At 37.7% G+C, this 6,067-nt stretch carries 5 protein-coding genes; all 5 read right to left on the bottom strand.

What is annotated here, in order from left to right:
- Positions 1-510: 510 nt before the first annotated feature.
- The 5 genes from C9J34_RS15065 to ribF all read right to left on the bottom strand — a co-directional run bounded on the left by C9J34_RS15065 (position 511) and on the right by ribF (position 6,064).
- The gene (locus C9J34_RS15065) at positions 511-873 is read right to left on the bottom strand and encodes a hypothetical protein (protein ID WP_107841002.1); all 363 of its coding nucleotides are present in this window, start codon (positions 871-873) and stop codon (positions 511-513) included.
- A gap of 138 nt (positions 874-1,011) precedes the next feature.
- A complete protein-coding gene (locus C9J34_RS15060; RefSeq protein WP_107841001.1) occupies positions 1,012-2,238 on the bottom strand; it encodes a M16 family metallopeptidase in 1,227 nt (408 codons plus the stop codon).
- A 77-nt stretch (positions 2,239-2,315) separates the two neighbouring features.
- Positions 2,316-4,430, bottom strand: a complete 2,115-nt coding sequence (gene pnp / locus C9J34_RS15055; protein WP_107841000.1) for a polyribonucleotide nucleotidyltransferase — start codon at positions 4,428-4,430, stop codon at positions 2,316-2,318.
- A 280-nt stretch (positions 4,431-4,710) separates the two neighbouring features.
- Positions 4,711-4,980, bottom strand: coding sequence for a 30S ribosomal protein S15 (rpsO, locus tag C9J34_RS15050; protein WP_107840999.1), 270 nt, complete (start codon positions 4,978-4,980; stop codon positions 4,711-4,713).
- Positions 4,981-5,113: 133 nt separating this feature from the next.
- The gene (ribF, locus tag C9J34_RS15045) at positions 5,114-6,064 is read right to left on the bottom strand and encodes a riboflavin biosynthesis protein RibF (protein WP_107840998.1); all 951 of its coding nucleotides are present in this window, start codon (positions 6,062-6,064) and stop codon (positions 5,114-5,116) included.
- Positions 6,065-6,067 lie beyond the last annotated feature (3 nt).

Genomic DNA, 6,067 nt, shown 5'->3' with positions numbered 1-6,067 from the left:
AGCGTCAGATGTGTATAAGAGACAGCTAATAAACTCTTGCCAAAGAATGAAGTTAAAAATTAACATCATGCTAGCGAAGCCTTCTTATATTGATTTAGAGTGCGATGATTTTATGGAAAAAATTAAAATACAAAGGATTTTTGTCACAGAGCGCAAAAACCCCCTACTATGACAAAGCAGGAGCTAGTGGATTTAGGAAGACTAGTGAATACCATTGAGGTACATAACGTTTCGAAACGCTTTAATATATTTGCATTGAACAATGATGGATTTTATCAGCAAAAATGGCGTATGTATATAGACAAATTTACAAAGAAGGAAAACCATATTATCATTGCAATTTCATTACTATCATAAATGTAAACCATATCAATCAACAAACTTCGATTAAGTGTTTGAATGTTTTTTGTTTTAAAAATATTTAGAAATCTAATAAAAAGGGTAACACAAATGTGTTACCCTCAAAATAACATTTCTAGAAAATTTATAAATCTATAGATTTTAAAATATTTATCCTTCTAAAAGAACTATATAAGGTATTTGTTTTCCATTTAATTCTGCAATAATAATTTGGGTATTTGTAGAGAATATATCAGTTCCAACTGCCAATTTAGTAGCATAAAAATCTTTGAAACCCGTAGAAACTGTTGTTGTTTTTTTGACTTCTCCTATTTTCTCCTCTTTTGTAAACTCCAAATTTTCGATACCTTCTAAATTCATGGCATTAATATAAATTAAATTTTCATATTGGATAATATCTGCTGTTGGATTTTCTTTTAGAATAGATTTTGCTGTTGGATTCATAGGTATAGCTGAAGAGCATCCTACTAATAATAACAAAAGAAATAAATTACATACTAGATTTTTTTTCATAACTAAAACACTCCTTTTAGTTATTCAATTTTGCTGTTTGATAAATTATCCATTTGTATATTAATTTCATTGATAATTTCTTCTTCTTTGAAAATATTATTTAAATCCTCTATTTCAGAAATATATTTACCATTTATTTTAATTCTCTGGTCCAATAATCGCAATCGCTGGCTCTTGCAATAAAATATCGGTAATTAACTCATTTATTGTGTCCATTGAAATTGCGTCAATGGAAGCGAGCACTTCATCAACGGAACGGTGACGCTGATGAATTAATTCATTCAGACCGTTGCGATTCATATGATCCTCCGAGCCTTCAAGACCGAGAACAAAGCTACCTTTCAATTGTTCTTTCGCATTTTCTAGCTCTAGCTCCGTAATACCACCTGCTACAATGTCGAGCAATGTCGCATCAATTGTATGTTGCATTTGACTGAGCTGTTGCTTGCTTGTGCTACCATAAACCGTTAATGACCCAACATCCTCATATGATGTTTGGTAAGAATAAATGGCATAAGCCAAACCGCGTTCCTCTCGTACTTCTTGAAACAGCCTTGAGCTCATATTGCCACCTATAATATTATTTAATGCAATTAAGCTATAAATATCAGGGTTCTTCATGCCGATTGCTGGGAACGAAATTGCCACATGTGCCTGTTCAATATCGCGCTCCTTCACCACTTCGCCTGCGGAAAATGCTGGGTAAGATAAAACAGGTTCCACTGCTTCAGCACTCGCTTGAAATTGCCCAAATAATTGTTCAATTGTTGTCAACAATTCATCTGTAATATGTCCCGCTACAGAAATCACCACATTTTGTGGGCTATAGTGCTTTTCCATATAATGACGAATCATGGCTTCATCAAATGTTGCCAAAGTTGCAGCCGTACCTAAAATCGGGCGTCCGAGCGCATCATGTGGATACATAATAGCCCATAGCTTCTCATGTACATCATCATCTGGCGCATCCTCGCTCATATAAATTTCCTCTAGTACGACTTGACGCTCTCGCTCAATATCCTCTGCTGTAAATGTAGAGTTAAAAAACATATCAGCCAACACGGTTACGGCTAACTCAGCATGGTGGTCTAGCACCTTTGCATAATAGCATGTGTTTTCTTTCGAGGTAAATGCATTAATTTCACCACCAATTCGGTCAAACAGCTCTGCGATTTGCCTTGCTGATCTCGTTTTTGTTCCTTTAAAAAGCATATGCTCTATAAAATGTGTAATGCCGTTTTCTTCTGGTAGTTCATAGCGAGAACCCGCATTTACCCATATCCCAACAGACAGTGAACGCACATGTGGAAGTTGCTCTGATACGATGCGTACACCATTTCGACATGTTGTTACTTGCACTTTCATTCGTTCCTTTTCCCCCTCATAAAAAAGGACTGTACAAAAAAGCGTACAGTCCTTTTATATCGTCTACTCACAATTACTTATTGCTGTTGTTCAGCACGTTCTTTTTCTTCTTTAATGACTACTTTACGTGATAAGTTTACACGACCTTGGTTGTCGATTTCGATACATTTCACAAGTAGCTGATCGCCAAGCTTTAATACGTCTTCTACAGCTTTCGTACGTTCTTCTTGAATTTCTGAAATGTGTAGCAAGCCGTCTTTACCAGGGAATATTTCACAGAAAGCACCGAATTTTTCAATGCGCTTAACAGTTGATAAGTAGTATTCCCCTACTTTTGCTTCGCGTACGATTGATTCGATAATTTCCTTTGCGCGATTGTTCATTTCTTCATCTGTTGAAGAAATATAAATTGTACCATCTTGCTCTGTATCAATTTTCACGCCAGTTTCATCGATAATTTTATTAATTTGTTTACCACCTGGTCCAATCACATCGCGGATTTTATCAGGATTAATTTTAATTGTAATGATTTTCGGTGCATATTTAGATAATGATGCACGCGGTGCGTTAATCGTTGTCATCATATGCTCTAAAATATGCATACGACCGATTTTTGCTTGTGCCAATGCTTCCTCTAAAATATTGCGTGATAAACCATCAATTTTAATATCCATCTGTAATGCTGTTACACCTTTAGCTGTACCTGCTACTTTAAAGTCCATATCGCCAAGATGATCTTCCATTCCTTGAATATCCGTTAAAATTGAATAATGCTCGTCCTTTTTAATAAGACCCATCGCAATACCTGCTACAGGTGCTTTTAATGGCACACCTGCATCCATCATCGCTAATGTTGAGGCACAGATAGAAGCTTGTGACGTTGAACCATTTGATTCTAATACTTCAGATACGCAACGAATTGTATATGGGAAATCTTCTTCATTTGGGATAACTGCAAGTAACGCACGCTCACCTAACGCACCGTGACCAATTTCACGACGACCAGGACCACGTATTGGACCTGTTTCCCCTACAGAGAATTGTGGGAAATTGTAATGGTGCATAAAGCGTTTTGATTCCTCAATGCCTAATCCATCAATAATTTGTACATCGCCTAATGCGCCTAATGTACAAATCGATAATGCTTGTGTTTGACCACGTGTAAATAAAGCAGAACCATGTGTACGGTCAAGCAAGCCTGCTTCAGAAGATAATGAACGAATTTCATCAAGCTTACGACCATCTGGACGCACTTTATCCTCTGTAATTAAACGGCGCACTTCTTCTTTCACCATTTTATCTAAAATACCTTTTACTTGCTTCATTGTATCATCGTCAGCCTCTTGCTCCTCGTAAGATGCTAATACGCGCTCTTTTACCACTGTAATCGCTTCTTCACGTGCATGCTTTTCAACTGTTTGAATTGCGGCATTCATATCTGCTTCACAAGCTGCTTTCACTGCTGCTGTTAATTCAGCATCTAGTTCGTATAACACAACTTCGATTTTTTCTTTCCCTACTTCAGCAACAATTTGCTCTTGGAAAGCAATTAATTTTTTAATTTCATCATGACCGAACACAATTGCTTCTAACATGATTTCTTCTGGTACTTCTAAAGCACCTGCTTCTACCATGTTAATCGCATCTTTATTACCAGCTACTGATAAATGGATTGTACTTTGTTCCATTTGCTCTGTCGTTGGGTTTAATACGAATTCATTATTAATATATCCAACATGTACACCAGCGATGGGACCATCAAACGGAATATCAGAAATTGCCAATGCCAATGAAGAACCAAACATTGCCGCTACATCTGATGGACAGTTTGAATCATTCGACATAACCATTGAAATGACTTGTACTTCATTACGGAAACCGTCTGGGAACATTGGACGAATCGGACGGTCGATTAAACGGGATGCTAAAATCGCATTTTCTGAAGGGCGCCCTTCTCGCTTAATAAAACCACCTGGAATTTTACCTGCGGCATATAATCGTTCTTCATAGTTCACTGTTAATGGGAAGAAATCTAATGGCTTTGGTGATTTTGACATTGTGGCTGTTGATAATACTGCTGTTTCGCCGTAGCGAATTAATGCAGCACCATTTGCTTGTTTTGCTAACTGTCCTACTTCAATAACGAGTGGACGGCCAGCCCATTCATACGAATAGACTTTTTTGTCGTTCATCTAATGAACCCCTTTCTACTTTTACACCCTACTTCAGCTTTTTTGTATGTACTATAGTTAGTGTATCAAAAATGTAGTTTCTATGCTAAATTTTTTTATTTTTCAATGAAAGTTTTTATACATAAATAAAAAGCGGGAAATTTCCCGCTTTTTACCCCGTATTAACAGGCTGTATCCCCCTCATTTCATAGCATGAGGTGAATAGCCTGTAAAAACCCGATTGGTGAAACGAACACTCAGTGAAAAGCCCCTCACTGATTGAAGGTTCACTTTATATGGATTAGCGACGTAAGCCTAAACGTGTAATTAATTCACGGTAACGTTGTACGTCTGTTTCACGAAGATATTTTAATAAGTGACGACGACGACCTACCATTTTGTAAAGACCACGCTCAGAGTGGAAATCTTTTTTGTGTGTACGTAAGTGTGTGTTTAATGCGTTAATTTCTGCAGTTAACACAGCGATTTGTACTTCTGGTGAACCAGTGTCGCCTTCGTGAGTACGGTACTCAGCGATAATTTCGTTTTTACGTTCTTTTGTAATTGCCATTTGAAATGACCTCCTGTAATTTGAATATCCCCTGTAGCACAGCAATCGTCAGGAGTAAGACATAGAGCCGAGCTAAGGTTCTGTGTATATTGAACACTTTAGGAATTGTACCATACCAAGTTGTGACAAGCAACTATTTTACTTGTTCACCTGCAAAATACTCGATGGCTTCTTGCTTATCAAGTTCAATTTGTGTAATAAGCTCGTCAATGCCCGAGAATTTTCGTTCACTCCGAATTCGCTTATACCAACCAACAACAACTTCTTCACCGTAAATATTTTTATCAAAATCAAAAATATGTACTTCAATGGATAACTGTTTTTCTTCCGGGTTCTTGAATGTCGGCTTATAGCCAACATTACCAACACCATTGTACCACTTATTTTGCACTAAAATTTTGACCGCATACACACCCGTTGCTGGAATAAAACAGCCCGCCATTGATTGTACATTAGCAGTTGGGAAGCCAAGCGTGCGTCCACGCTTATCACCATGTACGACGATACCTGGCACTTCATATGCACGCCCTAGCAATGTACACACTTCCTCCATCTCGCCTTCCTTCAATAATTTCCGGATACGAGTAGAGCTTATTTTTTCGTCACAGTCACTCTGCTTGTCAATTGTTGTGACACCGAAATCTCCTTGTGACAATTGTTCCATTAAACGCATGTCCCCTTTGCCGAATGCCCCAAATGAATAATCAAAGCCTGCCGTTACATGCTGTACATGCAAATCACGGATGAAATACTGTACAAATTCTTCAGGTGATAGCTTCGCAAAATCGGATGTAAAGTTGACAACAAATACAGTATCTACGTTTAAGGTCTTCAATGTATCTAGCTTTTGTTGAAGTGGCGTAATGTAAAATACTTGCTCATTGCGAGCGCCTAATACAATTGTAGGGTGCGGATCGAATGTCATCACAGCACTTTTAATACCTAGCTCTCGCGCTTTACTCACCGCATGCTCAATAACAGCTTGATGCCCTTTATGGACACCGTCAAAAAAACCAACTGCTAACGAGTAAGCCGCTTCTGATCGCTCTAACTGATGAGGGTATTTTAAATAAATGACTTCCATTTT

It is taken from the genome of Metasolibacillus meyeri (genome assembly GCF_003049505.1).
Taxonomy (GTDB): domain Bacteria; phylum Bacillota; class Bacilli; order Bacillales_A; family Planococcaceae; genus Metasolibacillus; species Metasolibacillus meyeri.
This window is presented reverse-complemented; position numbering and strand designations above follow the sequence as displayed.

Bases quoted from the DNA above. Each gene is read 5' to 3' on its own strand.
- C9J34_RS15065 (WP_107841002.1), bottom strand. From the start codon at position 873: ATGAAAAAAAATCTAGTATGTAATTTATTTCTTTTGTTATTATTAGTA.
- C9J34_RS15060 (WP_107841001.1), bottom strand. From the start codon at position 2,238: ATGAAAGTGCAAGTAACAACATGTCGAAATGGTGTACGCATCGTATCA.
- pnp (WP_107841000.1), bottom strand. From the start codon at position 4,430: ATGAACGACAAAAAAGTCTATTCGTATGAATGGGCTGGCCGTCCACTC.
- rpsO (WP_107840999.1), bottom strand. From the start codon at position 4,980: ATGGCAATTACAAAAGAACGTAAAAACGAAATTATCGCTGAGTACCGT.
- ribF (WP_107840998.1), bottom strand. From the start codon at position 6,064: ATGGAAGTCATTTATTTAAAATACCCTCATCAGTTAGAGCGATCAGAA.